The sequence below is a fragment of the Ornithinicoccus halotolerans genome (genome assembly GCF_009602535.1).
Lineage (GTDB): Bacteria > Actinomycetota > Actinomycetes > Actinomycetales > Dermatophilaceae > Ornithinicoccus > Ornithinicoccus halotolerans.
The window spans coordinates 1-4211 of record NZ_WIQI01000161.1 but is presented as its reverse complement, the minus strand read 5'-3'; the positions used below and the strand labels follow the sequence as shown (position 1 = coordinate 4211).

The 4211-nt window shown below is 75.4% G+C and carries 4 protein-coding genes; all 4 read right to left on the bottom strand.

Annotated elements, in window-relative coordinates; translation table 11 throughout:
* The coding region (locus GFJ45_RS15360; protein ID WP_194288715.1) for a lamin tail domain-containing protein at positions 1-1536 on the bottom strand (1536 nt) is incomplete at its 3' end.
* A 150-nt stretch (positions 1537-1686) separates the two neighbouring features.
* Positions 1687-2895, bottom strand: a complete 1209-nt coding sequence (locus GFJ45_RS15355; protein WP_153398779.1) for a winged helix-turn-helix domain-containing protein — start codon at positions 2893-2895, stop codon at positions 1687-1689.
* Between the two features lie 57 nt (positions 2896-2952).
* A complete protein-coding gene (gene hpf / locus GFJ45_RS15350; RefSeq protein WP_153398776.1) occupies positions 2953-3657 on the bottom strand; it encodes a ribosome hibernation-promoting factor, HPF/YfiA family in 705 nt (234 codons plus the stop codon).
* 171 nt (positions 3658-3828) lie between these two features.
* Positions 3829-4211: phosphoribosyltransferase family protein (locus tag GFJ45_RS15345; protein WP_267128873.1), on the bottom strand; the 383-nt coding region annotated here is incomplete at its 5' end.

Sequence of the window (4211 nt, the reverse complement as noted above, 5' to 3'; positions counted from 1 at the left end):
GGTCATCTGGAAGTACTCGTCGGCGGTGCCGGTGACCCGCACGGTGTCGCCCTCTGCCACGGCCGGGCCGCCCGGGTGGTGGACGAAGATGCCGTCGGAGGTGGCCGGGTCCTCGTCCCCCCCGTCCTGCAGGTAGTAGCCGTCGAACCCGCCGGTCTGGAAGTCGCCGACGACGGTGCCCTGGACGGTGACCGCCTCCCCCTCGACCGGGGTCTCCACGCCGTCGCCCTGCACCTCCCCGATGGGGGTGGCCGGGTCCTCGCAGCGGCCCAGGTCCGGCTCCCCGGCCTCGTGCGCCTCGTTGGGGGCGCCCGGGGTGTTGCGGGCCTCGCCGGCGCCGAGGGTGCCCTCGTGGCCCTCGATGCCGGCCAGGTCGAAGTCGTTGCGTACCCAGTCCTCGGCGGTGCCGGTGTCGGTGCCGTCGGGGACCCGGGAGGCCCCGCCCGGCGCGTAGTCGCTCACCCCGTCATAGCCGCCGGTGAGGGTCGTGCCGCCGTAGGTCAGGTCGCCGCTCCCGCCGTCGGCCACGGCCACGGCGTCGACGACGGTCAGCCCGAGCCCCTCGTCCAGCCGGCCGTCGTGGTCGGCGTCGAGGACGGCCTGGTCCTGGTATCCCTCCACCAGCAGCAGGCTCAGCGAGCCGTTCTGCAGCGTGCCGGCGTCCAGTTCGGCCAGCCAGCGGCCGTCGGCTCCGGTCGTGCCGGCGGGGTGGGAGCTGACCACCTGCCCCAGCCGCGAGGAGCTGGCGTCGCCCTCGACCTGCAGGACGGTCAGGCCGGACAGGTCGGTGCCGGCCGGCCCGAACAGCTCGAGGTACTCCACGTCCTCCCCGGCCGTGCTGGCGGAGAACTCGTTGATGACCACGGTGGGGTCGGCGGGGTCGCCGCCGCAGTCGGCGCGGTGCTCACCGAGCCCGTCGAAGGCGTCCTGGCCGTGGCCGGCCCACCCGGCGGCGGCCGGGTCGAAGGCGTCGGTGGGCTCGGTGTCGCCCGCGCAGACCGAGCTGGCGCGGCGCAGCGTGGTGTTGAGGGTGCTGGTGGGTGCGCTGCCCCAGCCGCTGCCGGGGTCGACCTCGACCTGGCCGACGGCGTCCAGGATGCCCGCGGGGCCGGTCAGCACCACCGCGTCGTCGCCGTTGAACCAGCCGGCCCCGTTGGTCTGGTCGGCGCGGTCGAGGAGCTCGGGGGCGGCCGAGGCGTGCGCCACCACGTGCACCTCGCCGGGCGCGAGGGTGCCCGCGAGCTCGATGGTCAGGCCGGCACTGCTGGAGCCGTTGAAGTACATCTGCACCTGGTGGCCGGCCAGGTCCAGCTCCTCACCGGTGAGGTTGGCCACCTCGAGGGCCTTGTTGTGGGAGCTGCCCTCCACGTACTCGCTGAAGACCACCGAGCCGGTGGCGGACGCGGCCTGCCGCCCAGCCGCGGGCGGGTCACCGGTCTCCCCCGCGCCGGCGGCCGGTGCCGCCAGCGCGCCCGTGGCGGTCAGGGTCAGTCCCAGCAGCCCGGCCAGGGCACGGCGGGTTCCGGTCGTCGTCATCGGGCTCCTCCCAGCGTGGCGACAGGACGGACCCTGCCGATTCGAGCGGGGACTCCGGCCCCGCCCGCAGTGAGCGTAGACCACCGGCGCGGCCACGCGAGCGGGAGCACGCAGCTGTCACCTCCTGGTCACCCGCGGTGCCCGTCGCCGCTACTCCCAGTGCACCTCGGCCAGCCCCATCCAGCCGGCCATCACGCCCAGCTCCTCCGCCAGCGCCTGCTGCGCACCCGCCGGCGCGTCCGGCTCGAACCCGGCTCGGCGCACCACCAGCCGGCCCGACCCCCGGTCGGCCTTGAGGTCGACGCGGCCGACCAGCCGCTCACCCCACAGGAACGGCAGCACGTAGTAGCCGTGGACCCGCTGCGGCTCCGGCACGTAGATCTCGATGCGGTAGCGGAACCCGAATAGCGACTCGGTGCGCTGGCGCTCCCACACCAGCGAGTCGAACGGGCTCAGCAGCGCCCGGGCCTGCACCCGGCGGGGCCGGCGGGCGGCGGCGTCGAGGTACGCCGGGACCGGCCAGCCCGCCACCTGCACCTGCTCCACCTCTCCGCGCCGCACCAGCTCGGCCAGCGCGGGGCGGACCATGCTGGTCTGCAGCCGGAAGTAGTCGCGCACGTCGGCCTCGGTGCCCACGCCGTGGGCCCGCACCGACTGCCGGACCAGCTCCAGCGCCGACTCCTCCTCGGTGGGGGCGCCGGCACGGCCGGGCGCGCGGGCGGCGACCGCCGGCGGCAGCACCCAGGACAGGTCGGCGTAGCGGCGCTCGAAGTGCTGGTTGCGCCCGCTGCTGGTGACCGCGCCCACCCCGAACAGGTGCTCCAGGCACTGCTTGACCAGCGACCAGTTCCATCCCCAGTGGTCGCGGCGCCGCGGGGCGTCGTGCTCCAGGACAGCCTCGACCTCCCGGGCGGTCAGCGGCGGATGGGTGGTCACCACCTCCCGCACCTGCTCCAGCACCGCGGCGTGCTCCCGGGCGAACCCGGCCCGGGCCGGGTGCTCCCCGAACCGCCGCATCCGGAACCCCAGGTGCGGCCAGGTCTCGACGGGCAGCAGGCTGGCGGCGTGGCCCCAGTACTCCACCAGCCGGCGCGGGCGGCGTGACCGTGGCCCGGGGCCGTCCCGCAGCCGGTCCAGCGCGGCGGTGTCGTAGGCGCCCAGCCGGGAGTAGAACGGGAGGTAGTGGCTGCGGGCCAGCACGTTGACGCTGTCCACCTGCACGGTCCGCACCCGGTCCACCACCCGCTGCACCGCGCGGCTCCCGGCGGGGCCGGGGCCGGTGCGGCGGGGCTCGGCGAAGCCCTGCGCGGCCAGCGCGATACGGCGCGCCTGGGCCAGGGTCAGCGTCGGCGTCGGCATCCCGCCAACGTAGCGGCCCCCACCGACAGCCGACCCCGGCCCGGGTCCGGGCGCGGCTCAGCCCACGCGCAGCCGCTCGCCCTCCGCGGCCGTGCCGGCCGGGTCCTCGTCGAGGTCACCGTCACCGGCAGCGGCCAACCGCAGCACGCCGTAGGACCAGCCGCGCCGCCGGTACACGACGCTCGGCTGGTCGATCTCCGCGTCGTGGAAGAGGTAGAAGTCGTGACCGACCAGCTCCATGCGGGTCAGCGCCTGCCCGACCGTCATCGGTTCCGACACGTGCGTCTTCTCGCGCAGCTCGATGGGGCTGTTGCCCTCGGTCCCCAGGTCCTCCTCGACCGACTGCTCCGGGGGGCGGGTGCCGTTCGGCGAGTCGCCCTCGGGACGGGCGACCAGCGGCTCGGTGGGGAGGCCAAACGTGGCCTCGCTGACGGAGGCGGGCCGGTGCTTGCCGGTGTGGCTGATCCGGCGCCGGTCGTGCATGCGGCGGAGACGTTCGGTGAGCTTGTTCATCGCCATGTCGAGGGCGACGTACTCGTCCTCGGCCGCGGCCTCGGCACGCACCACGGTGCGCCGGACGTGGCAGGTGATCTCCACCCGCTCGGCCTGCTTGGCCTGCCGTGGGTTGCCCTCGTGGGTCAGCACCACGTCGGTGCGGGACACCCGCGGAGCCAGCTGGGGTACCTTCTCCAGCTTCTCTTCCAGGTGCTGGCGGAAACGGTCGGTGACGGTCTTCTTGCGGCCGGTCACGGTGATGTCCATCAACGAACCTCCTCGGAGGCGGGAGCGTGGGAGAACGGTGGGCAGTGGGGCTAGCCCTCGTACCGTCTGGCCTCACCTCCCTCGCGGCGGGGGCGGCCGGCCGCTCCTGCCCGGTGGGCCGCCCTCCCGGCGGCGGCGCGGACGGTACGGCGCTCCATGCACCCACATTAGTCACGATCCGGTGCCGATGACAGGTCGAGCGTCACCGTCGCCGCCGAACCCCCGACGCGGCGTCCCGGCCAGCGTCGCGGCCCGCACCGAGGCCGCCCCGGCGCGGTGCAGCGCGTCGGCGCAGGCCACCAGCGTGGCGCCCGTGGTGACCACGTCGTCCACGACCACCACCGGGGTCGCGACCACCCGCCGGCGGTCGCGGGACCGCAGCTGGACCGCACCGGCCAGGTTGGCGTGTCGCTCCCGGGCTCCCAGTGCGGCCTGGTCGCGCACGGCACCCGCCAGCCGCAACGCCTCGCAGACCGCCACCGGTGCCGGCCCCGCGCGGTCCCCCAGCGCCAGCTGGACCAGCCGCGGCAGGCCCGTTCCGGCGTCCTTCCCCG